The following is a 23,781-nucleotide window of genomic DNA, read 5'->3' on the forward strand; positions in this document are numbered from 1 at the left end:
AATTTTTATCTCAATTCATCCCTAACTTCCATCAAAGCAAAACCTAAAAGATTCACTCCTTTCCACGCTTCCGGTTTTAGAACATCTTTGTGATCTTCTGCCATTCCGATTCCCCAAATTGGATCGACTGGACTTGCTTCTACAATAACTCGTTCTTTAGTGTTTAGTAAGAACGTTTTCAAATCGGCGTTTTGACTGAATTTATGATAGTTTCCTTGTTTTACAATTTCGTATCGGTTTTCTAACCAAACTGTATCGACATAGTTTTTGACTTCACGACCTAGTTTTTTAGCTTCAGCAGGAGAATCAGCTTTAAGGATTTTTTCTAAGATTTCTTGATCGTTGAATAATTCCGCTTTCTTGGCCATCATCCAATGTTCGGCAGTTTTGTAAGTTATTTTATCAACTTTAAAAGAACTCAACCACCATTGGCTGAAACAGGTTTTGAGAATTTTTCCGTCTTTACTTGGCTGATGTCCCCAGAAAAATAAAAATTTACTTTCTGGAGCTATGGTATCTATATTGTATTTCATTTTTTCTATTTTATTAAAACAAAGAAGTAATGTTTTGAAAATCTTTTGAATCGGGTGAAAATGATCCGTAGATTTCATTGAATTCCGTTGTTAGATTTTCGAATTCAAAATCCTGCTCTAGTTGATCCATACAAGTTACAACCAAATTTCTTTGTACCATTGGGCTGTAAGCGGCATCGAGTTTTAGAGCGTAATTAAGAAGTTCGTAATTCAGACTTCCAAAACGTAAATGTTTTTGGTATTCGTTAAAAACACAAGTTTCTTCTTCGTTATTTTTTAATTCAATTTCTCCTTCATTAGCCATCCAGCCGTGTCCGTGGCGGGTCGAATAATTTCGGGTTACGTAATAAACAGCTACATCTTCAATCTTTAGTTTATTACAAATTTCAATTGCATTTTTTGAAGTGGTATTGGCATAGGTTACATTCGGAAAAACGCCGTGATCCATGTCGAGCAGAACTCCCTGGCTGCCTTCAAAAATCAGATTTTCGTATTTTGAAAGAAACGTATAATCGACAATATTCCACTTTAATTTATCTATTGCTTCTAAATATGCATTGATTTCTTCCTCAATTCCACTTTCATTTAAAAAGCCATAGTAATATGCGATTTGGTTTAGTTTTTCTAAAAGCATTTCGCGAGGAGCAATCAAATCGATGGCAAACAATTTATACGGACCTTCATTTCTTTTCATCGTTGAACCAATGCCTTTTCCGCAGGTTCCGTTTTCAATGTTTCTCACATTTCCTCTGTTGTGCCAGACGTCAAACGGAGTGGTAACTTTTGCTAAAGGATGAATATACAGATTCAGATTAGCGTTTTTTTCTTTTAATTCTTCTCTTTCGTTATACAAAAAAAGCGGATGAATCGTACAGTGCTCGCTGTAATAAGACGGAAGACCACGAAGTGCTCCGCTTGCAAAACTCGAATGCACGTGTTTTCTATTACCGATCATGACGGTATGAGCGGCCTGCTGTCCTCCTGAAAAGCGAATAACTATAGATTCAGGGTTTTGTTTTGCCAGAAAATCTGTTGTTATGCCTTTTCCTTCATCACCAAATCCTAAACCTATAACTATTTTCGCTGTTTTCATTTTTAAAGCATTTCTATATTATCTAAGCTGTTATCACTTGCATCAGAAACTGGTATTGATCCTAAACCAGAACTTTTATGCTTATCGCAGATAATCTTTTTAATTACGTTTGGAATTTCTCTATGATCTTCTATAGACAAACAATTTTGTCCCAGTAATTCTTTCCATTCTACATCGGCATTGATAGCTTGTCCTGAATGCAATACGCTAATATGATAGACATCGTATCGTTTTTGAGCTTCTGCTAATAATTCAAGATGCGTGTAAGTCTGTTGTCCTTGCCCCATTATTTCTTTTATTGCCGAAGCTGGAAGTGTTTTTAAGCCTGGCTCATCACCAACTGTAAACAACAATCCTTTTTGTCCTCTTTTTTCGAATGCATCAATTTTAGTGTGAAATGCTGCAAAATACCATGCTAAAAGATAACTTTCGCCGGCGTTTCCTCCTCCACCGCCTTCAATATAGGTTCTTGTTAACCACATATCCAATTCTTCGTCACCAGATTCAAACTGTCCAACTTGAAGCGGATATCTATCGCATTCGTGATCTCCCATTCCTAAAAATAAAAGTGCTGGATCTGGAACGCCTCCTTGAATAATTCCTCCCATCAATTTTGGAAGTCCTTCTTTTATCAATTCGTGCGGGATATGCCCCATACTTCCTGTAACGTCCAATCCTAAAATAATCGGAACTGTATTGGGATGAACATCTGAATCTCTAGCTTCTCTAAAAATCACTCCGTTTGGATTCATAGATTCATGAGCCATATGTAACGCATTCTGTGTAAATATCTCTGCAGCAGATTTGCTAGCATAACCTACTTTTTTTGCTCTGCTTTCGCGAGCACCGAAATCATATCTTGTTCCTCCCATGACTAATATTTTTTACCAAATAAATATTCAAATCTCTTTTTTGTAACCTCAAACTGAATGTTTAAATTTCTGATTGTCAGCGAAAGTTCCATGTCTTTTTGAACAAAAGCTTCTGGCTGAAAATCGGCAAAAGTTAAACTGTTTTTATCCAGTGGACTAATATCAATCAGTCCTTCTTGTTCCCTTTCGAGTCTCTTGATTTTTAATTCGATATCTTCGACCCTTCTTCTGTAAATTAATTCAGAATCCTCGCCAATTACTTTGGCTCTATCTTCTCTTATCTGATCATTGTTTCTTTTTAGAGATTCAATAAATCGTGGTTTTAAATCGTCGCTCATAATTTTTGGTTGTTTTTGTTTCTAGTTTTCTTTGTTTCTAGTTGCATGCTAGACTTGAAATTTGGGAGTTTAAGCTTGAAACGGTTAATAGATTTTTTCTGTTTAGGTTTCACGTTCTCAAAAACAGCTTGAAACTTTTTAAACTAAATTCTCCAATCCGATCACTTGAACGCTTTCGCCTTCAAAATCTTTAAAAGAATTGGTTGTAAAGATTCCATCAAAGCAGTTTAAAACTTCAAAACCTTTATTGAAAATTCCGTGGCTTACTGCTAAGTATAATTTTCCGGCATTTTTCTTTTTAAGTTCTTCGGCTAATCCTACGAAAGTTCCTCCTCCGTCGCAGATATCATCTACAATTAAACAATCCATTCCTTGCAAATCATCATTGTAAACTTTAAAACCAGATAATTTTCCTGTTTTTACATCACGGCTTTTACTGCATTCTACAACTTCAACACCTCCTAAAAACTCAGATACTTTATAGATTTTTTTCAAAGCTCCTCCATCTGGAGAAATCAATTTTACGTTTTCGCCAATTCTATTTAAAACTTCTTTTATAAAAGTATAGTTTGGAATCACAGTACTATTATTCAACAAAGCTGGTGTAACTTCAGAATGCGCATCAAAAACAAATACTTTGTTCAACTGCATTGCATTGATTATATCAGCATAAACTTTTACAGATAAAGGCTCACCAGGAATCATAACACGGTCTTGTCTTGCTGCTGGAAAATACGGAATGAAAAGATCTATGATTTTAACATCCATTCTGCGTAAAGCGTCAACTGTAACACACAACAAACCTAAATCGTTGAATGAATTTAATCTATGCGTAATGGTAACTTTTTCATTTGCATCAAAATCTGGAGCGATTTTGATGTGTGGTTCTCCTCCAGAGAAAGTAAAACTTTGAAATTTAATTTCTTCCTGATTTTGAAATGGAGCGAATTTTGGGTCGAGATTTAGTATCATAGTTTTTTAGTTTGCGTTAATTATACGCAAATGTAGAATTTAATTTTGAATAAACAATTTATTTTGTGTAAAAATTACGCAAACTTTATTTCGAAGTGAAAACCTTTAGAGGCTAAATCCTTATATTTCAATTTATTAAATCTAAATAATTTAGCAGGTCTTCCGCTTTTTATAGGTGAAAAATTATCTGTTTGCTCTAAAATACCGAAGCTTAGTATTTTTTTTCTAAAATTTCTGCGATCAATTTCTTTTTCTAGAATGGTACAATAAAGGTTTTCCAAATCTGAAAACAGAAATTCATCTGGAAGTAAATCGAAACCAATTGGCTCGTAAGTTAATTTCGCTTTCAATCTTTCTATTCCTTTTTTTAAAATCAAATTATGATCGAATGCTAAAGGCGGAATTTCGTCAATTTTAAACCATTGTACTCTTTCAGCATCTGTATCGGCTTTTATTTCTAAGTTTGAAGCTTCAACCAAAGCATAATACGCAACTGAAATAACGCGATTTCTAGAATCTCTATTTATATCATCTCCAAAAGTATAGAGCTGTTCCATAAAAGTCAATTGCACATTCGTTTCTTCATGTAATTCACGAATAACTGCATCGCTTAAAGATTCATCATTTTTAACCAAACCTCCAGGCAATGCCCAATATTTATCTGCCGAACCAAATTTTTGCTCAATCAATAACACGTATAAACCATTGTTCTTGTAGCCAAAAACTATCGCATCTACAGCAATTCTAATATTTTGTAATTTTTCCATAATCCTCAATCCTATCAAACAAATATAACGAATGAGGACCAACTTTGTAATCTATGCTTATGCAATAAATTACAAAGTTGATCCTCATTACTATTTTTACAAGCAGTATTTTAGTTCACCGTTACACTTTTCTTTGGGCTAACAGTACAACTCCCATCGCCTTTTTTTATCGTTACATCTGCTTTAACTTCAAAAGTTCCTGCGGTACTATAAGTATGAGACACAGCACCGGTCGAAGTATTTATAGTTTCTGTTTTTCCATCTCCAAAAGTCCACTTTACTGAAGTTACGGTATTGCTTCCACCATATTGAATGGAGTAATTTATTATTTTTGAATTTGTACCATCTGTCGAATGCTTTAATTCTGTTAATATAGAATCTCCAAAACAATCTACAATAGCTTCGTCATCATGCTTACTGCATGAGTTACTAGTATATAAAACTGTCGCAAGTACCAAAAATGTTGCAATCTTTCTCATAATCAATCTAGTTTTAGAAGTTAATTTACTCAACTCAAAGTTATTTTTTTTACAAAGGCCATTAAACACCTGAATTTCAATTAATAAAAATAAAAAAACTACAATCTATTTCCAAAAAACAATTTCAGTTCTTTTTCAATAATATCAAAAAACGACTTTAAGTTATTATTTTTTGGAGCTAATAAATACACAAATTCTTCTGGCACATGAAAACTGTTCCATAACAACTGCAACTTATTTTCCTTGATAAAATTTCTTGCATTACAGTTCCAAGTAGCAGCAACTCCATCATTTTTAGACAAAAGCCTAAGCATTTCAGATTCTGAAGGAATAATGTAATTAGGCACCATAGAAGGTCTTTTTTTATTGAAAGCATGCAGCCAAAATAATTTTATATGCGGAATACGTGCGTCATGACTATACCATTTCTGCGTATTCAGCCATTGCTCTATTTCTGTATAATTGTCTGCTTTTAATTTTTGGCGGAATTCGGTTATATCTAAACTTACTGGAGCAACCAAAATCAATTTTATTTTTCCGACAATCTCATAAGTAGTATCAAAAGTGTCAAATCTTTTTGTTGTTATAGCAAAGTCTAATTTTTTAGCATCTACCAATGCAAAAAGTTCATCGTTTTCTGCAAAAGTAAAATCGATTAAATCAAACTTAGCAATTAATAGATTACCAACGCAGTCAAAAAGATGTTTTGAAATTCCAACAGAAATTAATCTGTTTGCATCTTCGGCTTTTGCTCTAAAGCCAACTTCAACACTTTCGAGACGATCTAATGCGTCTATTATCAAATTATTCAGTAACTTAGCGTATTCGGTTGGTTCTACTCCTTTGGATTTCCGATTGAACAATTTATTTCCCACGTGTGCTTCAAGCATTGAAATCTGCTGACTAACCGCAGGCTGACTCATAAATAATTCCTTCGCAGCCACTGAAAAATTACCGTTTTTGTAAACTGCTTTAAAAGTTCTGTACCATTCTAGATTTACCATGATATAAATTTATTTATAACAAACATAGTTTATTTTATTTTTACTGATATCACATTAGCTGTAAATTTGTTCAAAATTTAATACATATGAAAAAAATAACACTATTCGCAATAACTGCATTTACAGCTGTAAGCATTTCTGCTGAAGCTCAAAAATCAAATAAAAAGAGTATGAAAAAGGTATTATTTGTTGTAACCAGCAATGACAAACTGGGCAATACAGGAGAAAAAACAGGATTCTGGTCAGAAGAATTTGCTGCTCCATATTATGAACTTTTAGATCAAGGAGTAGATATCACGATCGCATCTCCACTTGGAGGCCAACCCCCGATTGATCCAAAAAGTGCCGATCCCGCTTCGGCAACTGAAGACACCAAACGTTTTGATGCTGACACTGTTTTACAAGAGAAATTAAAAAACACCTTAAAACTTTCGACCGTTAACCAAAAAGATTACGATGCTGTATTTTATCCAGGAGGTCATGGTCCGCTTTGGGATTTGGTTGAAGATAAAAGTTCAATTGCTTTAATTGAATCTTTTTATACACACAACAAACCAGTCGCTTTTGTATGTCACGCTCCTGCCGTCTTGAAAAACGTAAAAGTAAAAGGCGAATATTTAGTAAAAGGTAAAAAAGTAACCGGTTTCACTAATGAAGAAGAAGAAGCTGTTGGATTGACAAAAGTAGTTCCGTTTTTATTGGAAGATGCTTTAGCATCAAACGGAGCAATTTTTTCTAAAGGCGCAAACTGGCAGCCTTATGCTGTTGCCGACGGACTTTTAATCACGGGCCAAAACCCAGCTTCATCTAAATTGGTAGCTGCAAAATTGCTACAAGAATTGAAATAAAAGGGACTGAGGGACTGAGATACTAAGGTTCTAAGTTCTTCTAAAAACCTAAAAAAACTCAATCTCTTATTCACTAATTACAAATAAAAATTAATCAATCACAATGTTAAGTTCTGAGATTCTACGTTTCAAAAAAAACTTAGAACCTCAGAACCTTAGCATCTTAGAACCTAAAAAAAATGCTAAACTTTGAATTATACAATCCGACGAATTTAGTTTTCGGAAAAGGACAAATTGAAAAACTTTCTACTTTAGTTCCAAAAGGAGCAAAAGTGCTTTTGGCTTATGGTGGCGGAAGTATTTTCAAAAACGGAATTTACGATCAGGTAATCAATAATCTTAAAGGTTTTGAAATTGTAGAATTTGGCGGAATCGAACCAAATCCAAGATTTGAAACTTTACTGAAAGCCGTTGATGTGATCAAAGCAGAAAAAATCGATTTTATTCTTGCTGTTGGTGGTGGATCTGTAATTGATGGCGTTAAATTTATTTCGGCAGCTGTAAATTTTGAAGGAAATCCGATTGACATTCTTCAAAAAAGGATTTTGATTAAAGAAAATGCAATGCCATTTGGAACTGTATTAACGCTGCCAGCAACGGGAAGCGAAATGAATTCTGGATATGTGGTAACAATTGAAGCAACTCAAGAGAAATTATCTTCTGGAGGAAGTGCTTTATTTCCGCAGTTTTCAATCTGTGATCCTACAGTAATTTCGTCTTTACCAAAAAGACAAATCGAAAATGGTGTTGTAGATGCTTACACACACGTAATGGAACAATATTTAACGTATCCAACGGATGCTTTTCTTCAGGATAGAATTGCCGAAGGAATTTTACAGACTCTAATCCAAGTTGGTCCAGGCGTTGTAAAAAACCCAACCGATTATACTTTGGCTTCTAATTTTATGTGGAGCTGTACAATGGCTTTAAACGGATTAATCCAAAAAGGTGTTCCAAGTGATTGGGCAACACACATGATTGGCCATGAATTGACAGCGCTTTATGAAATTGATCACGCGAGAACTTTGGCTATTATTGGTCCAAGTTTGTATCATGTAATGTTTGAAAGCAAAAAAGAAAAACTGGCGCAATACGGAAGAAGAATTTTCAACCTAACTGGTTCTGACGAAGAAGTGGCAAAAGAAGCCATTAACAAAACTGTTGAATTTTTTCATACAATGGGAATGGATACTAAACTTTCTCAGTACACAGAAGATTATTCTAAAACAGCCGATTTTATCGTTAATCGTTTTGAAGAAAGAGGTTGGAAAGGTTTAGGAGAAAAACAATTAATAACTTTAGATAAAGTAAGATCTATTGTTGAACTTTCGTATTAAGATAAATTCCAAATTTTAAAAATTCCAAATCCCAATTTTAAACTTTTGGAATTTGGAATTTTTTTATTGGAATTTCATTAAAAAAGGCGTTCTTAACAAGTTTAGGAACGCCTTTTCAAAATACTAAAACAAAACTAACTAACTCAATTTTTTTTAAATTCATTAAAATTCTAATTTATAAATTGTTATAACGCAAGTGAGATCATTTTATTGTTTAGCTATTAAAAAAAATATTTTTATTCTTAAACTTCTTGAAAGTCATTGCAATTAAAGCTTGTTTTCAAAATTTCTTAAAGCAGATTTTGCTTTATTAGCACATTATTAAGTACTTTTGTTTTAAATTATTAAAATAATGAGCGAAAATTTAAAATTTGCAGTGATTGGTGGAGGAAGCTGGGCAACGGCAATTGCAAAAATGTTATGTGTAAATCTTTCTGAAATTTCGTGGTACATGCGCAATGATGCCGCTATAGAGCATATCGAGAAATTCAAACACAATCCAAACTATTTAAGTTCTGTTGAATTTGACACCAAAAAACTCAAATTAACCAATAATATAAACGAAGCGATAGAATATGCAGATTATATCATTTTTGCAATTCCATCGGCTTTCTTAGATGCCGAATTAAAAAACATGACGGTTTCTTTATCAGATAAAATTATTTTTTCTGCGATTAAAGGAATTGTTCCTGAAACTAGTTTAATTGTTGGCGAACATTTCCATATTCAATACGACATTCCATATTACAATATTGGAGTTATTACAGGACCTTGTCACGCAGAAGAAGTAGCTTTAGAAAGACTTTCATATTTGACGATTGCTTGCGGCGACCCTGATAAAGCTAAAGTTGTAGCAAAATCACTTTCTGGAAATTATATTAAAGCAAAAATTTCAGACGATATCATCGGAACTGAATATGCTGCAATGCTAAAAAATATTTATTCTATTGCTGCCGGAATTGCACATGGTTTAGGTTATGGCGATAACTTTCAATCGGTTTTAATGAGCAACGCTATTCGCGAAATGAAGAAATTCATCAGAAAAGTGCACCGAATGAAACGTAACATTAATGATTCTGCTTATCTAGGCGATTTATTGGTTACAGGATATTCTGTTTTCTCTAGAAATAGAATGTTCGGAAATATGATTGGAAAAGGTTACACCGTAAAAAGTGCCATGATGGAAATGAGTATGGTTGCCGAAGGTTATTATGCAACAAAAAGTGCTTATAAACTAAATCAAGGTTACGGAGCTAAAACACCAATTATAGACGCTGTTTATGCTGTTTTATACGAAGGAAAAGATGCAAAAACGGTTTTCAAGAAATTGACCGAGTCTTTGGATTAAGTTTTAGCTAAAAGATGCAAGAAGCAAGAGAAAAGACTATATATTAATTAGACTTAAATAGAATAAACAAGAAAGAGCCAAGACTGAAATTCAGTTTGGCTCTTTTTTTTATCTTGAAATAAAAATCTTTACTCTTGCTTCTTGCCTCTTTCTCCTTTCCTTTATCTTTCAACATTCTTTTTCTCCAGTTCCAAAAGCCATTGCTTACGCCATAATCCGCCTCCATATCCTGTCAGCTCTCCATTTGAACCTATAACCCGATGACACGGAATAAGTATTGAAATTCTGTTCGCGCCATTTGCATTAGCTACAGCTCTAATTGCTTCTGGTTTATTAATGGCAATAGACTGCTCTTTATATGTTCTCACAGCTCCATAAGGTATATTTTGTAGTGTTGTCCAAACTTTATTTTGAAAATCAGATCCTGGAGAGAAAATCGGCACTGTAAATTTCTTTCTCTTTCCTTCAAAATATTCTTTTAACTGTTCTTCTAAAATTTCAAAATGGATATTATCTCCCTGAATAATTGAAGCATTCAATCTTTTTGCCAATGACTTAAATTCTGTCTCCAGCATTTTTCTGTCTGTGAATTCAAGCAAACAAACTCCTTCTTTTACTGCACAGACGTACATCGTTCCGAGCGGAGTTTCTATTCTTTTGAGATCAATTATATTTTGCACTTTGCTATTTTTAGGAGAAAAGCCAAATATCGATTTAAAAGAATCATTAAAACCACTCAAAGATTCATAACCCGTGTCAAAAGCTGTTGAAGTAATACTTTCTCCTTCTTTTATTTTTTTGAAAGCGCTATTAATACGAAACATTCTTTGATAAGCTTGAAATGTAATCTTATGATTTTTTAAAAACCATCGTCGCATTTTACTCGGTTCAATTCCGCGTTGGATTAAATCGGCATCTTTGAATTTTAGAGCTGGATTTTCTGAAAGCTCTTTTAAAATCTCTTTTATAAAATCAGGCGTCTCATTATATTTTTCTAATGGAAAGCAAACTTTACAAGGCCGATATCCTTTTAAAACAGCTTCTTTTGAACTGGTAAAAAATTCTACATTTTCTCTTTTTGGTTTTCTAGCTGTACAAGTCGGTCGGCAAAATATGCCAGTTGTTTTAACTGCAGTAAAAAATACTCCTTCAAAAGAAGTGTCTTTATTTACGGCGGCCTGATACATTATATCATCTGTAAGTTCCATAACCAATTATTCAAAAATGGGAGAAAAACTATTTCTTTCCAGTAGCTGTAAAGTAACTTTTTCTAATTGTTTGTTTAGAAAAGCATTTGCAAAATTCCCTATACTAATACGCTTTACTCCTAATAAAGTTAGCTTTTCAAAATTAGGAAGATTAGGCATACACATTACATTTAGGGGTAGTTTTGTCGTTTCAGCAATTTCCTTTATATCATTTTCATTTGTAATACACGGAAGAAAAATACCGTCAACGCCAGCCATTTCATATTGTTTTAATTTGTGTTTAGATTCTTCTATTTTGTTCGGCAAATCTAAAAGAAATACATCAGAACGTACATTTATAAACATGTCGATGTTTTTCTTTTTTAAGTTTTCTACGATTGATTTTAATTTTGCTGCAAAAGATTTCGTTTCTGTTATTTCTCTTTTTGAGTTGATGACAACCGAATCTTCAATATTAATTCCGACTATTCCAATTTCATGCAATCTCGAAATATTTGCAACTATTTCCTCAACAGTATCACCATAACCAGCTTCCATATCTATACTTAAAGGAATTTTTACAGCCAATTTTATTCTTCGAATCATAAAAAAATAATCCTCAAAAGGCATATTTTCGCCATCTTCATAACCTAAATCAGAAGCAATTGCTGCACTTGAAGTTCCAAGCGCTTTAAATCCTAATTTCTCATATTGCAGGGCACTTTGAACATTCCAAACATTTCCAAGTAAAAGCGGAATTTCATTATAGTGCAGTTTTTTGAATTCTTCAAATCTTGTTGTCATATTTTACTCTTTTAGTTTTGACAAAAGTACTTTTGAACGAAAGCCTTCTGCAACCGAAAAATTGACAACTATTTTTTTTAAATAAAAAATCACGACCATAGAAGGATCGTGATTTAATAGTAATTCTTAGAATTTCTTATTTTACCATTATTCCTTCAACAAACAAAATCGGCACTTCTTCCGTTTTGTTTTCGTCAAGCGAATTGGCTTTAAAAATGAATTTCTTATCGTACAAAGTATTTCCGATAAAGAAAGTCACCATAAACTCGTTATTAAGCGCTAAAAGGCTCTTTTCTACTAATTCTATCTTCACAACAGAAACCGAAGGAACCTCAACAAAAGCATGACGCAGAATTGACGTTTTTTTCATCTCTCCATCAATAGTTCCAAATGCTTTTGAAACTACCATTACGCTATCTAAGTTAAAATCACTATCATTTACTAAATAAGCGTACCATACTTTTTCCATAAAATCGTCGCTCCATTCCTGCACTGCGGCTAGAAACACATTTTCAACTTCTGGAATTATTATATCTTTTTTCATATGAGTCAAAAGTTTTAAAGTCGAAAGTCGAAAGTCAAAAGCCATCACTCTGAGACTTTTGACTTTCGACTTTACAACTTTATGACTTAAATTAAATATTTGCTTTAAACTGCTCTAAGAAACGAACATCATTTTCGTAGAACATACGAATATCGCCAATTTGGTATAAAAGCATTGCAATACGCTCTACTCCCATTCCGAAAGCAAATCCGTTGTATTCATCTGGATTGATATCACAGTTTTTCAAAACGTTTGGATCTACCATTCCGCAACCTCCAATTTCTAACCAACCAGTTCCTTTTGTAATTCTGTAATCAGTTTCCGTTTTTAATCCCCAATAAATATCAATTTCGGCACTTGGCTCTGTAAATGGGAAATATGACGGACGAAGGCGAATTTTAGATTTTCCGAACATTTCTTTTGTGAAATAAAGTAACGTTTGTTTCAAATCGGCAAAAGAAACATCTTTGTCAATGTACAATCCTTCCACTTGATGGAAAATACAGTGTGAACGAGATGAAATCGCTTCGTTACGGAAAACGCGTCCTGGAGAAATTGTACGAATTGGCGGTTTATGATTTTCCATATAACGCACCTGAACAGATGATGTATGCGTACGCAACAACACATCAGGATTGGTCTGAATGAAAAACGTATCCTGCATATCGCGTGCTGGGTGATATTCTGGCAAGTTTAATGCGGTAAAGTTGTGCCAATCATCTTCGATTTCTGGTCCTTCAGAAACGTTAAATCCGATATTAGCAAAAATATCGATGATTTGATTTTTAACGATAGAAATTGGGTGACGAGAACCAATAATTACGGGTTCTGCCGCACGCGTTAAATCTCCAAAAATACCTTTTGATTCTTCTTTACTTTCAAGTTCTTCCTGAATAACTCTTACTTTTTCTTCAGCAACAGCTTTTAAAGTATTTATAACTTGTCCAAAGTCCTTTTTTTGGTCGTTTGGAATATTTTTAAATTCAGTAAAAAGTTCTTTCAGCAAACCTTTACTTCCTAAATATTTAATACGGAATTGTTCTAACGATTCTTTATTCTTCTCATTAAAGGCTTTAGCTTCCTCTATGTGCTGTTTTATCTTATCTATCATTTTCCTTCGATAATTGAGAGTACAAATTTAGTGTTTTTAGTTGAAAGTGCGTGGTCACACTCGCAGTTTTAGGTTTTCTGTAAATTATTTTATCAGATTTAACTTTTCTTCAACTTGTTTAATCTTTACATGCCAATAATCTAAACCTTCCTGATTGGTTACTATTTCCTTTTTGTAGTTAGGAGAAATACTGCTTAATTTATGCCAGTTTTTATTTAAATCCCGTTCTCTTTCTTGCTTATTTGTTGGTTCAATTCTGGTGCGCCAAAAATCCATATTTTCAATATATCTTTTTTTGATCTCTTCAAAATACTCCATTAATTTTTCTTTTGAACTCGGAATATAACCAGGCCCGCTGCAACCGCAGGAGTGAAACGTAATGCCTACAGAAAATAAACTTTTAATATGCTCCCACTTTTTGACATCGTCTTTTTTAGGCGATTCAAAATCTAGTCCCATGTTTGCCATAAATTCACCACATTGCGGACATTTGGCTTCAAAAGCCGATGCTTCTCCTTTTTTTATATCAACCATCAATCTTCTTTTAAAAGTCTTTCGACAATTAAAACAAGCATAATGAGGTTTATAAGATGTCATTGCGTATCTACACATTTTCTTTAGTTTTCAGTATTCAGTCTCAGTCACTGCAAACCGAGACTGTAAACTAAAAATTCTACTCAATAAGTTTTCTTTCTAAAAAATAACTTACTATCGCTTCTTTCATTAAAACAGATTGCTCACCGGCTTTTAACGGCGGTAAATTTTCTTTTACTTTGTAATGAGGCCAGCCTTCATCGTCGAAATATTCGAATTCATAAAATCCGTATGGTTCTAGCAATCGACAGATGGCAATGTGCATTAAATTCAGTTTTTCGTCTTTTTTATATTCACGGTGTACTTTTCCGTACTCCTGAACTCCGATTAGGTAAATTATGGCATCCAAATCTAGATCTTCGCCTTGCGAAAATTGATTGGAAAGTATATCAACGAGCTTTTCCCAGCGCTCTTTTAATTGTGTATCTCTAGACATTTAATTTATGATTTTAGATTGTAGATTTTAGATTGCTGATTTAAAAATCACTTCTGAAGGGGGCAGAATGCAATCTGAACTCTAAATTTGATTTGCAAAGATACAGAGTTCAAACTCAATGTACCTAAAAAAAATAAATACATCGAAAAACAGAACAGCAAAAACCTCTCAACCTTTGTCACTATCAACCTTTGAACCTAAAAAAAGATATATCTTTGCGCCTCATTAAACACCAAACCCAAACATGAGTTTTTTTGATATTATCGTTGGTGCACTTTTGTGTTATAGTTTGTACAAAGGCATTAAAAACGGGCTTTTTGTAGAAGTTGCTTCTTTTATTTCTTTGCTGTTAGGAATTTATCTTGCGATTAAATTTTCTTCGTTAATGACAGGATGGATTTCAAAACATGTTTCTTGGAATCCGACCAACATTCAGATTACGGCTTTTATCCTGACTTTTATTTTAGTTGTAATTGGCGTTTATTTCTTAGCGAAAATATTAACGGGAATTGCCGATTTTGCCATGCTAGGTTGGATGAACAAACTTGGCGGCGGATTTTTCAGGATATTAAAAACGATTCTTATTTTAAGTATTTTTATTGCTTTGTTCGAAAAGATCAATTTCAATCACACTTTTGCCAAAGAAGAAACTTTAGACAAATCTATTTTTTATAATCCAGTAAAGAAAGTCGCTGCTTTTGTTTATCCATCAATTGAGAAATGGTACGAAACGTTTAAAAAAGATCATTCTGAGAAATCAGAAGATCAAGAGCAAGCCACAAACAAGGAATAATTCATTTTGTCAGGCTGAACGAAGTTGAAGGCTCTCGTTTACAAATAAATAAACCCGACAGGTTTTAAAAAACCTGTCGGGTTTAACTATAAAATTGAATATCTTTTTAAAAATTGATTTCTTTCTTTTCTCCTTTTTTCAAAACAACCTCTTGTTTTTTATCTCCATAAATCAAAGTTGTTTTTCCTCCATTTTTAGAAGAAACAATTGCTTTTTCTGGCTTTTTATTGTTCCAATTCATTTCAATTTCAAACCCACCTCTAGCGCAAATTCCTTTTACAGAACCTTCTGACCAAGCATCTGGTAAAGCGGGAAGTAATCGAATTTCATTCTCGTCTGACTGAACTAACATTTCTGCAACTGCGGCCGTACCTCCAAAATTACCATCAATTTGAAATGGCGGATGTGCGTCGAATAAATTCGGATATGTTCCTCCTCCTCTTCTTGGCGTTTCTGTTTTTTTACCGTCTGGATCAACGTAGCGAAGTAATTCTCGAAACATTTTATAAGCACGATTTCCGTCCCAAAGTCTTGCCCAAAGATTGATTCTCCATCCTTTTGACCAACCAGTGGTTTCGTCACCTTTTATTTCTAAAGTTTTCTTAGAAGCTTCAGCCAAATCTGGAGTTTTTAAAGGCGTAATATGGTCGCCAGGAAAAAGTCCGAATAAGTGTGATTGATGACGGTGTTTTGGATCATTGTCGTCCCAATCAAAATACCATTCTTGAAGATTTCCTTTTTTACCAATTTGGTATGGATGCAAATTGGCTAAATCTGCTTCCATTTTTTTTACAAACTCAGCATCAATGTTTAAAATTTTAGCAGCTTTAATCGTTTTATCGAAACATTCACGAATCATTGCCAAGTCGGCTGTTCCTCCATACATCGTTGCTCCTACAAAACCATCTGCCAATTTATATTGATTTTCAGGCGAAGTTGATGGAGCTGTAATCAAATTTCCTTTTTTATCTTCTACTAGCCATCCCATGCAAAATTCTGCCGCGCCTTTCATTAAAGGATATCCCTCATTCTTTAAATAATCTTGATCTTTAGTAAAAATATAATGTTCCCAAATATGTGTACTCAACCATGCTCCTGCCATTGGCCAACAAGCCCACATTGGATCTTCTTTTCCAAATTGTCCAACCGGATTGGTCATCGCCCAAATGTCTGAATTATGCGCTGCTGCCCAACCCGACTTCACTCCATAAAAAGTCTCAGCAGTAACTTTTCCAGTCACCGAAAGGTTTTTTATAAAACTTAAAAGTGACTGATGCATTTCTGAAAGATTGGTATTTTCTGCCAACCAATAATTTTCTTCCAGATTAATATTCATTGTATAATTACTACTCCAAGGCGGATTTAAATATGGATTCCAAAGTCCTTGTAAATTAGCTGGAACGCCTATTGTTCTTGAAGAACTTATTAGCAAATATCGCCCATAATTAAAATAGAGGATTTCTAGATTTTTATCTTCTTTTCCGTCAGCGTAGCGTAATAAACGTTCATCTGTTGGTAAATCTGGCGCTGTAGTTTTGCCTAAATCTAAAGTAACACGATTATAGAATTTTTGATGATCAGCAATATGTGCGGCTTTTAATTTGTCGTATGACTTTGTAAAAGCATTATTTAATTCTTTTTTTGCAATTGGCTCTGCTACTCCATCAATTGATGGAGATTTATCAAATCCTGTAAAACTGGTTGCTACAGCAACATAAATTATTGCTTCTGTTGCATTTTTTACACCCAAAGTTGTATCTGTGTTTACTATTGTTCCATCAGTATTTTTAATTTTTAATAGAGAGGCAAAACGTGTCCCTTTAATGATCTTTTGCTCTTTTAAAGTTTCTTTTTTCAGATTAGCTAATGCCTTCTCCCTATCAAAATAACCTGCTGGAAGATACTCCTGAGTATATTTAAAATAACCAGGATTCTCATGCATTGGAGCGCGCCCACTAAGAGAAAGAACATTTTTTTTAATTTTAACCTTTGATTCTAACAAACTGCTGCTTTCTATGTCAAAATTTAAAGCACCTTTTTTGCTGCTTGTCAATTTAATAATCATAATTTGATCTGGAGCCGAAACAAAATATTCTCTCGTAAATTTTACACCATTAATTTCATAAGTAATCTTTGAAGTCGCATTCGAAAGATCTAACTCTCTGTAGTAATTTGAAACTTCTCCTGTATGATGATTTTTTATTTCCAATGTTCCAAGGGGCGCATAAGATTCTGAGTTTTTCCCTTGAATTTTTTTATTCAATTCTTCAGCCAACTTATAATCTTCTTTATTAAATGCATCACGAATTGCTGGCAGATTATTAGATGCATTGCTATTCATGTATGGATAGACGGGCTCGCCAGACCAAAGTGTGATATCATTCAAATAAATTTTATCCAAATTTACTCCTCCAAACACGGTTGCTCCCATTTTTCCGTTTCCTAAAACCAAGCTTTCTTCAAAGAATTCTGCGGGTTGTTTGTACCATAAAACATTTTTGGATTGCGCCGAAATGGTTGTATAGTAAAACGTGAGAAGTAAGAAGAGAAATGTTTTTTTCATAAAGGTTAAATTCATTTTGGAACGTTTTTATGTTACCGATCAGATGTTCCTACGGAACATTTTTTTATTATATCCATTTTGATCAACGGATTTCATCCGTTGCTACCGATGAAATGTTCCTAACGGAACATCATCAATTTGTTTTCTTTGCCTTTTACTACGAACTACTTGCTCACTTCATATTTCTCATTTGCCGTAATCATTTCCCAATTATCCGTTCTAAAAGGCGATGCAGGGAATTTTTCTTTATTAAAGAGATTAATCGCCGTATCGTCATCTGCCCAGCCATAATGAACTGCTACGGGATTTTGAACTTGATCACTTGAAACGATTATTTTGTTGTCTTTAATTATCGCTTTCGCGGAATGAAAAACTTTGTCTGCACCTGCAATTTCGAAACCTTTTAATTCGTCATTGTTTGGCGTTGATAATCCGCTGCCAATATTATCGAAACTTAAGATAATCTGGTTTCCTTTTATTTCTTGAAATTTATAAGTTGGTCCGCTGTGAACTTGTTTTTTGCCGTAAATGTTATTCATCGCAATTGCTGCCAAACGCAAACCGATGTCTTGTTTGTTGGTTGGATGAATATCTTTTGCATTTCCAATATCGGTTGTAACAGCCATTCCAGTATTTGGTAATTTTAAAGTTTGAGATTGTGCTTCGCGAAGTTCTGCCCAACGGCTTCCTTTTTGGCTGTTGCCGCCAAATTCGTCAAAAGTGGATAATTGCACAAAATAAAATGGAAAATTGCCTTGTCTAAATTTGGTTCTCCAATCGTTGATCATTAACGGAAATGCTTTTTTGTATTGTTTTGCTCTCCAAACATTCGCCTCTCCCTGATACCATAAAACGCCTTGCATCGCATAAGGCACTAACGGATTTACCATTGCATTGTACAATAATGACGGATAACTGTTTGGCGAAACTTCGATTCTTACTTTAATAACGTTGAATTTCCAAAGTCCTTCAAGTGGAAAGTTTGAATCTTTAAAATCAATGTTTAAATCTTCTGGATCGCCATAGATTCCGCCGCCGCCACTGTAATCTGTAATTCTTACGGCGATTACGTTTGTACCTTCTTTTAAAACGTTTGCTGGAATTTTGTAAATTCTTTTGGCATCCCAAAGATTATTGGTTCCAACTTCAACGCCGTTTACAAAGGTTTTGTCTTCATCATCTACTTTTGCTAAATGTAAAACGGCTTCTTTTTTGGCTTGTTCTGCTGTTAAAACTATTGTTTTTCGCATCCAAACAATTCCGTCTATATTTCCGATTTGTTGGTTTTCCCAAAGTGATGGTACTTTTATTTCTGGCCAGTTTTTATCTTGAAAATCTAGATTTTTGAATTGCTCTTCGTTTTCCATTGAAACATCAAAACCTTGTACTTTTTTAAGATTATCTAAAACCGATTTTTTATAGGTTTCAAAAATGGCATTGATATCTACCGTTGGTACATTAGCAATCATCGATTTAAACTCGTCGCTTTTTTCGAAAGCTTCACGGCTTGTCCAAGTTTCTACATTGGTTCCGCCCCAAGAAGTATTGATGATTCCAATTGGGATCTTTAATTCTGAATAAAGTTTTCTAGCAAAGTAATATCCAACCGCTGTAAAATTGCCTACATTTTCTTTGTTAGCTTCTTCCCATTTACCTTGTTTTAAATCGTCTTTTGGAGTTCCGCTTAAATCTTGTGCAACGCCAAAATGACGAATCATTGGATAATCGGCACTGCTAATTTCTTTTTCAGCATTCATAGTTTTGAAAACCTGAAATTCCATATTCGATTGTCCGCTGCAAATCCAAACTTCTCCAACCAAAACATTTTTAATAGTAATTTGATTTTTTCCAATTACGATTAATTCAAATGGTCCGCCGGCTTTTTCAGCAGCTAAATTTATCGTCCATTTTCCATTTTTATCAGCCGTAGTTTTCTTGATTTGTTTGTTAAAATGAATTTCTACACTTTCATTTGCATCTGCAAAACCCCAAATCGGAATTTGCTTGTTTCTTTGGAGTACCATTCCGTCAGAGAATATTAAAGGCATTCTCACATTAGCATTAGCTAAAACACTAATTAACAGAAAAATAAATATTACACTCTTTTTCATTTTTTTAATTTAAATATTTTTTAAACCACATAAGTGATATAAGTCATTTTAAGTTTTTACGTATAATTGCGCTTAAGTTTATTTATATCACTTATAGGATTTAAACTAATTTTTTTACTTTAATCCGTCTATTAAAGCGTTTAAAGCTTGTGTATCGAAGACGGTATTATTGCTTCTATCCATGATTCCGAAACCGTTGTTTCCTAGGCTTCCTTCATCCCAATAAAAAGGTAATAATCCGTTTGCTTTTGCTGTTTTAACTACCGTTTTTAAATAGTAGGCTCTTGAGTTTAAATGTAAAGTCAAAGCATCTCCAGTTAAAGTTGTTCTTCTAATTGCTCCAAATTCTCCTAAAAGAACTGGAATTCCTTTGTCAACAAACTGTGTTTTCATCAATTTGAAATTCTTTTCTAAATCGGCTTCTTCGCCCCAAGTTGGATTTCGTTCAGTATCGGTTGCAGAATGAAATCCTGCTCCCCAGTAATAGAACATTTTACCCCAAGTTTCGTCTTTGGTTAAACCAGCAAAATTCCATGGAGAATAGTAGTGCACTTCGACCATCATTCTGCCTGCAACTTTATCTGTTGGCAATGTAGTCATTAATTTGTTTGTTTTTTCGATATCTGTTGTTGGCCCTTGAACTACCAAAACACGAGTTGCATTTTTTCCTCCAGTAGAACGAACAGCATCAATAAAGGTTTGGTGATACGAAGTCAAAACTGCCATTTGAGTTGCATCTTCAACCGCTGGTTCGTTGGCGCTTGCAAAAAGTAAATGTTCGTCAAATCCGCGTAAATGAGTTGCGATTTGCTCCCAGAAAGCTTTTTGTTTTGCATTCGTTTCAACTTTTTTAGCTTCTGTGATATTATTTTCTAGCCAACCGCCGTCCCAATGGATATTTACGACTACATACATATCATTATCTACGCAATATTGTAACACTTCTTTTACTCTATCAAGCCATTCTGTTTTGATTTTGGCCGTTGTAGCATTTTCTAAATTTTGATTCCAAGAACATGGAATACGAATAGCATTAAATCCGTTTGCTTTTACAGCGTCAATCAAAGCTTTTGTTACTTTTGGATTTCCCCAAGCAGTTTCGCCTCCAGTTGCTTCCAAAGTGTTTCCAATATTCCACCCTAATTTAATTTTTGCAGCCAATTCAACAGCAGAACTTCCCATTCCAGAAGCATCTGCCGCAATTGGATTGGTATTATAACTAGGATACAAACCTGCAACAACTGTAGCTGCCGTTTGCGAAACCGCTATTGTCACCGTTTTTGCCTCACTTGAGCTTAACGTGATTGAAGCTGTTCTGGTAGTCGTTTCTGTATTGGCAGAAGCCGTTATTCTAACAATTACACTTCCTTTACTTCCAGTTGCCTGGCTCACTTTTAACCAACTTTCAGAACTAGACAAATTCCAAACTGCGGCTTCTGAATTAATAGTGATATCTGAAGTATTTTCTTTGCCGTCAAAATCAATTTTATTGGTACTTGCAGTAAGTGTTTTTATCGTTGTTTCCGGTGTGCTTTCTTTCTCTGAACTGCAGGCTAAAACGCCTAAAAAAGCAAAACATAATACAAAACTCAAGATATAGTCTTTGATTGTTTTTTTCATTTCGTTTGGTTTAAGTTAAGTTAAGTTTTTAAAATCAACGCCAGCTTTTAGTGGGCTGGCGTTAATAGTGTGGTTATTTTATAGCAATAAAAAGTTTTATTTAACTGTTACTTGAATTTCTTTTTTGATGTCTCTAGAAGAAGTTCCTACTTTTAAAGTATATTTTCCTGGTTCAACTGTCCATTTTTTAGAAGCAACATCATAATATGCCAATTCTTTTACAGGAACTTTAATCGTTATTTTTTCTGAACTTCCAGCCTTAACAGCAACTTTTTTGAAACCTTTTAATTCTTGTGCTGCACGAGTAATTTTAGAATCAGATTTTGAAGTATATAACTGTACTACTTCTTTTCCTTCTGCTTTTCCTGTGTTTTTAACATCTACAGAAACTTCTATTACATCATTTTGAGCATACGAATCTTTGTCTGCTTTTACGTTATCTAAAGCAAAAGTGGTGTATGATAATCCGTAACCGAAAGGATATAATGGCGTAACGTTTTTAGTGTCAAACCAACGGTATCCAATTAAAAGTCCTTCGGCATAATTTACTGTTTTGTCTCCAGGGAAACTGTTTGTCGCATGTGCAGGAGAATCTTTTAAAGCAACTGGCATTGTCCAAGGTAATTTTCCTGACGGATTTACTTTTCCTAAAATCACATCAGCCAAAGCATTTCCGCCTTCAGAACCATTAAACCAACTCCAAACCAAAGCTGAAGTTTTTTGGCTCACTTCATTAATATCAAATGGAGCACCAGCCACCATAACTACAATAGTTTTTGGATTTACCGCCAATACTTGTTTGATTAATTCTTCTTGTCCGAATGGCAAATGTAAATCTCTACGATCTGAAGCTTCTGTTTCATAATCACGGTTTGAACCTGCAAAAATAATCGCTACATCAGAGTTTTTAGCTGCCTCTACTGCTTCTTTAACTTTTGCTGGATCTAGTTCATCAATTGTAACTGGACCATTAGCCGTGATATTTCCTAAATTTCCTCTGTTCTTTTTATCGTAACGCTCTAAATATCCTTCAGCATAATTAATTTTAACTGATGCAGGAAGTCTATTTTTAAGACCTTCAAGAGGTGTAACTTCTCTTTTCGTTTTCACTCCAGCTCCAAATCCGCCAAGAGCATTTTTCTTTGTCGCATTGTTTCCAATTACTGCGATAGATTTTACTCCGTCTAGTTTTAAAGGCAATGCATTATTTTCGTTTTTCAACAATACAATCGCTTCAGCTGCAATTTTGTACGCATCTTGATAATGTGCTTCGGTTGCGATACTTCCTTTTGCACGCTCTCCTCCACCCATTGCTTTTACTTGGAATAAAACTCTTAAAATACGTTTTACATGCAAATCAATTTCTTTTTCTGAAACTTCTCCAGATTTTACAGCCGCGATTAATTTATCTGCTAAGAAAAATTCATTGAAAGGTTTTGGCGTACCCATTTCAATATCCAAACCGCTTTTCAAAGATTTTGCTGTAGAATGCACCGCAGCCCAATCTGAAACTACAATACCTTTAAATCCCCATTCATCACGAAGGATTTTATTCAGCATATAATCATTTTCACATAAATATTCTCCTCTGAATTTATTGTATGCTCCCATGATACTGTAAGCTTTTGCTTCTTTTACAGTAGCTTCAAAAGCTGGAAGATAAATTTCGCGAAGTGTACGCTCATCAATTTGCACATCTACAAAATCACGATTGGTTTCCTGATTGTTTGCTGCATAGTGTTTTACACAAGCCATTACATCTTTTTCTTGTAAACCTACAACCAAAGGCACAGCGATTTTTTTATTCAAAAACGGATCTTCTGACATGTATTCGTAAGTTCTTCCTCCTAACGGTGTTCTTACCATATTAATTGCTGGCGAAAGCAACATATCTTTATCTCTTGCACGTAATTCTTCTCCTAAACTGGTTCCAAAAGTATGGGCCATTTCTGCGTTCCAAGTTGCTGCCAAGGCACCGCCAGCTGGATAATACGTTGCAAAATCGTTTGTCCATCCTGCCGGAGCCCAATTGTCTCTAGAAATTTCTTCACGAACTCCCAACGGACCATCGGCCATTTTTAATTCTGGAATCGCTAAACGTTTTACTCCTGTGTTAGCAAACATACTGTTACCGTGGAGCATTCCTATTTTTTCTTCTAATGTCATTTGCGAAATCAGCTTGTCGATTTCAGCATCATGTTCAGTACCTATTTCTTTTCCAACGTATTCTTCAGTCTCCGCCGAATTTGAAGCTACAGTCGGTGTTTCATTTTTACAAGAAGTAAATAATGCAAAAACCAAAGCCGCCGAAAGGTATATCATTTTGTTTTTCATAGATAGTTAGGTGTTTTTTGAATTTAAAGATCCTTGATTCCTCACACGTCATCTTTAAATCAAGTTAATACTGCTTTTATGTTTGTGGTTTTA

22 protein-coding genes are annotated in these 23,781 nt (G+C 34.2%); 4 read left to right on the forward strand and 18 right to left on the reverse strand.

From position 1 onward, the window contains the following. Positions 1-5 precede the first annotated feature (5 nt). From ybiA to AC1Q5Z_RS08135, 8 genes are all read right to left on the reverse strand, one after another. Positions 6-533 (reverse strand): riboflavin biosynthesis intermediates N-glycosidase, encoded by a 528-nt coding sequence (gene ybiA / locus AC1Q5Z_RS08100; protein WP_492444265.1) that lies wholly within the window; start codon positions 531-533, stop codon positions 6-8. A 13-nt stretch (positions 534-546) separates the two neighbouring features. After that, a complete protein-coding gene (locus AC1Q5Z_RS08105) occupies positions 547-1,626 on the reverse strand; it encodes an adenylosuccinate synthetase (protein WP_492444267.1) in 1,080 nt (359 codons plus the stop codon). Between the two features lie 2 nt (positions 1,627-1,628). Then, positions 1,629-2,498: a hypothetical protein gene (locus AC1Q5Z_RS08110; RefSeq protein WP_492444268.1), complete on the reverse strand. Its 870-nt coding sequence runs from the start codon at positions 2,496-2,498 to the stop codon at positions 1,629-1,631. Positions 2,499-2,500: 2 nt separating this feature from the next. Next, entirely contained in the window at positions 2,501-2,836 is a 336-nt protein-coding gene (locus tag AC1Q5Z_RS08115; protein ID WP_095928446.1) for a hypothetical protein, read from the reverse strand. Between the two features lie 138 nt (positions 2,837-2,974). After that, positions 2,975-3,808, reverse strand: a complete 834-nt coding sequence (gene prs, locus AC1Q5Z_RS08120) for a ribose-phosphate diphosphokinase (protein ID WP_492444270.1) — start codon at positions 3,806-3,808, stop codon at positions 2,975-2,977. 74 nt (positions 3,809-3,882) lie between these two features. Then, positions 3,883-4,575 (reverse strand): NUDIX hydrolase, encoded by a 693-nt coding sequence (locus tag AC1Q5Z_RS08125; protein ID WP_492444272.1) that lies wholly within the window; start codon positions 4,573-4,575, stop codon positions 3,883-3,885. A 110-nt stretch (positions 4,576-4,685) separates the two neighbouring features. Continuing rightward, the gene (locus AC1Q5Z_RS08130; RefSeq protein WP_488754995.1) at positions 4,686-5,054 is read right to left on the reverse strand and encodes a PKD domain-containing protein; all 369 of its coding nucleotides are present in this window, start codon (positions 5,052-5,054) and stop codon (positions 4,686-4,688) included. 98 nt (positions 5,055-5,152) lie between these two features. After that, on the reverse strand, positions 5,153-6,058 hold the full coding sequence (locus AC1Q5Z_RS08135; RefSeq protein ID WP_286964985.1) for a LysR family transcriptional regulator: 906 nt from the start codon (positions 6,056-6,058) through the stop codon (positions 5,153-5,155). A gap of 86 nt (positions 6,059-6,144) precedes the next feature. On the opposite strand from AC1Q5Z_RS08135, the gene AC1Q5Z_RS08140 reads away from it, so the two are divergent. The 3 genes from AC1Q5Z_RS08140 (at position 6,145) to AC1Q5Z_RS08150 (ending at position 9,591) form a co-directional block, all read left to right on the forward strand. Continuing rightward, positions 6,145-6,906 carry a type 1 glutamine amidotransferase domain-containing protein gene (locus AC1Q5Z_RS08140; protein ID WP_492444274.1) on the forward strand — a complete coding sequence of 254 codons (762 nt, stop codon included), beginning with the start codon at positions 6,145-6,147 and terminating at the stop codon, positions 6,904-6,906. A 179-nt stretch (positions 6,907-7,085) separates the two neighbouring features. Continuing rightward, positions 7,086-8,243, forward strand: coding sequence for an iron-containing alcohol dehydrogenase (locus AC1Q5Z_RS08145; RefSeq protein ID WP_198855284.1), 1,158 nt, complete (start codon positions 7,086-7,088; stop codon positions 8,241-8,243). A 352-nt stretch (positions 8,244-8,595) separates the two neighbouring features. After that, the gene (locus AC1Q5Z_RS08150) at positions 8,596-9,591 is read left to right on the forward strand and encodes an NAD(P)H-dependent glycerol-3-phosphate dehydrogenase (protein ID WP_198855283.1); all 996 of its coding nucleotides are present in this window, start codon (positions 8,596-8,598) and stop codon (positions 9,589-9,591) included. A 161-nt stretch (positions 9,592-9,752) separates the two neighbouring features. On the opposite strand, the gene AC1Q5Z_RS08155 is transcribed toward AC1Q5Z_RS08150, so the two are convergent. The 6 genes from AC1Q5Z_RS08155 to AC1Q5Z_RS08180 form a co-directional block, all read right to left on the reverse strand. Next, positions 9,753-10,799: a bifunctional transcriptional activator/DNA repair enzyme AdaA gene (locus AC1Q5Z_RS08155; RefSeq protein ID WP_343584980.1), complete on the reverse strand. Its 1,047-nt coding sequence runs from the start codon at positions 10,797-10,799 to the stop codon at positions 9,753-9,755. A 6-nt stretch (positions 10,800-10,805) separates the two neighbouring features. Then, on the reverse strand, positions 10,806-11,582 hold the full coding sequence (locus tag AC1Q5Z_RS08160) for an isocitrate lyase/PEP mutase family protein (protein WP_343584978.1): 777 nt from the start codon (positions 11,580-11,582) through the stop codon (positions 10,806-10,808). 136 nt (positions 11,583-11,718) lie between these two features. Then, positions 11,719-12,126, reverse strand: coding sequence for a hypothetical protein (locus AC1Q5Z_RS08165; RefSeq protein WP_111287353.1), 408 nt, complete (start codon positions 12,124-12,126; stop codon positions 11,719-11,721). A gap of 91 nt (positions 12,127-12,217) precedes the next feature. Next, positions 12,218-13,237 carry a phenylalanine--tRNA ligase subunit alpha gene (locus tag AC1Q5Z_RS08170; RefSeq protein ID WP_198855280.1) on the reverse strand — a complete coding sequence of 340 codons (1,020 nt, stop codon included), beginning with the start codon at positions 13,235-13,237 and terminating at the stop codon, positions 12,218-12,220. An 84-nt stretch (positions 13,238-13,321) separates the two neighbouring features. After that, positions 13,322-13,771, reverse strand: a complete 450-nt coding sequence (locus tag AC1Q5Z_RS08175; RefSeq protein WP_343584974.1) for a hypothetical protein — start codon at positions 13,769-13,771, stop codon at positions 13,322-13,324. A 139-nt stretch (positions 13,772-13,910) separates the two neighbouring features. Next, positions 13,911-14,267, reverse strand: a complete 357-nt coding sequence (locus AC1Q5Z_RS08180; RefSeq protein ID WP_111377556.1) for a hypothetical protein — start codon at positions 14,265-14,267, stop codon at positions 13,911-13,913. 244 nt (positions 14,268-14,511) lie between these two features. On the opposite strand from AC1Q5Z_RS08180, the gene AC1Q5Z_RS08185 reads away from it, so the two are divergent. Then, complete coding sequence (locus tag AC1Q5Z_RS08185; RefSeq protein ID WP_343584972.1) at positions 14,512-15,060, forward strand: CvpA family protein; 549 nt, start codon at positions 14,512-14,514, stop codon at positions 15,058-15,060. A 106-nt stretch (positions 15,061-15,166) separates the two neighbouring features. Here the strand turns inward: AC1Q5Z_RS08185 and AC1Q5Z_RS08190 are convergent, their stop codons facing one another. From AC1Q5Z_RS08190 to AC1Q5Z_RS08205, 4 genes are all read right to left on the reverse strand, one after another. Next, positions 15,167-17,623, reverse strand: a complete 2,457-nt coding sequence (locus AC1Q5Z_RS08190; protein ID WP_492444279.1) for a glycoside hydrolase family 95 protein — start codon at positions 17,621-17,623, stop codon at positions 15,167-15,169. A 164-nt stretch (positions 17,624-17,787) separates the two neighbouring features. Continuing rightward, positions 17,788-19,734: a sialate O-acetylesterase gene (locus AC1Q5Z_RS08195; protein ID WP_343584968.1), complete on the reverse strand. Its 1,947-nt coding sequence runs from the start codon at positions 19,732-19,734 to the stop codon at positions 17,788-17,790. Between the two features lie 114 nt (positions 19,735-19,848). After that, positions 19,849-21,354 (reverse strand): cellulase family glycosylhydrolase, encoded by a 1,506-nt coding sequence (locus AC1Q5Z_RS08200; protein ID WP_492444281.1) that lies wholly within the window; start codon positions 21,352-21,354, stop codon positions 19,849-19,851. 96 nt (positions 21,355-21,450) lie between these two features. After that, positions 21,451-23,688, reverse strand: a complete 2,238-nt coding sequence (locus tag AC1Q5Z_RS08205; protein ID WP_492444283.1) for a glycoside hydrolase family 3 C-terminal domain-containing protein — start codon at positions 23,686-23,688, stop codon at positions 21,451-21,453. Positions 23,689-23,781: the final 93 nt, after the last annotated feature.

The sequence above is a fragment of the Flavobacterium sp. GW823-FHT06G12 genome, from assembly GCF_058794775.1.

Bases quoted from the DNA above. Each gene is read 5' to 3' on its own strand.
- ybiA (WP_492444265.1), bottom strand. From the start codon at position 533: ATGAAATACAATATAGATACCATAGCTCCAGAAAGTAAATTTTTATTT.
- AC1Q5Z_RS08105 (WP_492444267.1), bottom strand. From the start codon at position 1,626: ATGAAAACAGCGAAAATAGTTATAGGTTTAGGATTTGGTGATGAAGGA.
- AC1Q5Z_RS08110 (WP_492444268.1), bottom strand. From the start codon at position 2,498: ATGGGAGGAACAAGATATGATTTCGGTGCTCGCGAAAGCAGAGCAAAA.
- AC1Q5Z_RS08115 (WP_095928446.1), bottom strand. From the start codon at position 2,836: ATGAGCGACGATTTAAAACCACGATTTATTGAATCTCTAAAAAGAAAC.
- prs (WP_492444270.1), bottom strand. From the start codon at position 3,808: ATGATACTAAATCTCGACCCAAAATTCGCTCCATTTCAAAATCAGGAA.
- AC1Q5Z_RS08125 (WP_492444272.1), bottom strand. From the start codon at position 4,575: ATGGAAAAATTACAAAATATTAGAATTGCTGTAGATGCGATAGTTTTT.
- AC1Q5Z_RS08130 (WP_488754995.1), bottom strand. From the start codon at position 5,054: ATGAGAAAGATTGCAACATTTTTGGTACTTGCGACAGTTTTATATACT.
- AC1Q5Z_RS08135 (WP_286964985.1), bottom strand. From the start codon at position 6,058: ATGGTAAATCTAGAATGGTACAGAACTTTTAAAGCAGTTTACAAAAAC.
- AC1Q5Z_RS08140 (WP_492444274.1), top strand. From the start codon at position 6,145: ATGAAAAAAATAACACTATTCGCAATAACTGCATTTACAGCTGTAAGC.
- AC1Q5Z_RS08145 (WP_198855284.1), top strand. From the start codon at position 7,086: ATGCTAAACTTTGAATTATACAATCCGACGAATTTAGTTTTCGGAAAA.
- AC1Q5Z_RS08150 (WP_198855283.1), top strand. From the start codon at position 8,596: ATGAGCGAAAATTTAAAATTTGCAGTGATTGGTGGAGGAAGCTGGGCA.
- AC1Q5Z_RS08155 (WP_343584980.1), bottom strand. From the start codon at position 10,799: ATGGAACTTACAGATGATATAATGTATCAGGCCGCCGTAAATAAAGAC.
- AC1Q5Z_RS08160 (WP_343584978.1), bottom strand. From the start codon at position 11,582: ATGACAACAAGATTTGAAGAATTCAAAAAACTGCACTATAATGAAATT.
- AC1Q5Z_RS08165 (WP_111287353.1), bottom strand. From the start codon at position 12,126: ATGAAAAAAGATATAATAATTCCAGAAGTTGAAAATGTGTTTCTAGCC.
- AC1Q5Z_RS08170 (WP_198855280.1), bottom strand. From the start codon at position 13,237: ATGATAGATAAGATAAAACAGCACATAGAGGAAGCTAAAGCCTTTAAT.
- AC1Q5Z_RS08175 (WP_343584974.1), bottom strand. From the start codon at position 13,771: ATGGTTGATATAAAAAAAGGAGAAGCATCGGCTTTTGAAGCCAAATGT.
- AC1Q5Z_RS08180 (WP_111377556.1), bottom strand. From the start codon at position 14,267: ATGTCTAGAGATACACAATTAAAAGAGCGCTGGGAAAAGCTCGTTGAT.
- AC1Q5Z_RS08185 (WP_343584972.1), top strand. From the start codon at position 14,512: ATGAGTTTTTTTGATATTATCGTTGGTGCACTTTTGTGTTATAGTTTG.
- AC1Q5Z_RS08190 (WP_492444279.1), bottom strand. From the start codon at position 17,623: ATGAAAAAAACATTTCTCTTCTTACTTCTCACGTTTTACTATACAACC.
- AC1Q5Z_RS08195 (WP_343584968.1), bottom strand. From the start codon at position 19,734: ATGAAAAAGAGTGTAATATTTATTTTTCTGTTAATTAGTGTTTTAGCT.
- AC1Q5Z_RS08200 (WP_492444281.1), bottom strand. From the start codon at position 21,354: ATGAAAAAAACAATCAAAGACTATATCTTGAGTTTTGTATTATGTTTT.
- AC1Q5Z_RS08205 (WP_492444283.1), bottom strand. From the start codon at position 23,688: ATGAAAAACAAAATGATATACCTTTCGGCGGCTTTGGTTTTTGCATTA.